The sequence below is a fragment of the Phormidium sp. CCY1219 genome, from assembly GCF_055795085.1.
The window spans coordinates 1-247 of sequence record NZ_JAYFEQ010000013.1; the positions used below are offsets into that span (position 1 = coordinate 1).

Annotated in this window: 1 protein-coding gene; it reads left to right on the top strand. The window is 49.8% G+C overall.

The genetic code is table 11. From position 1 onward, the window contains the following. Positions 1-247 (top strand): RRXRR domain-containing protein (locus tag AC0QH1_RS00245; protein ID WP_324628744.1); only part of this gene is annotated, 247 nt, incomplete at both ends.

A 247-nucleotide genomic window follows, 5' to 3' on the forward strand; every position in this document is an offset into this window, starting at 1 on the left:
CCCGCTACCGCATGCCGCGTTTCAACAATCGCAAGCGTCCACAAGGTTGGCTTGCGCCTAGTCTTCAACACCGAGTCGTGACAACTCTGACGTGGGTAAATCGATTGAAGCGTTTCTGCCCCATTAGCACTATCTCAATGGAACTTGTCCGTTTTGATACCCAACTGATGCAAAACCCAGAAATCTCTGGTGTCGAGTATCAACAGGGAGAGTTGGTGGGGTATGAAGTCCGAGAATACCTTCTAGA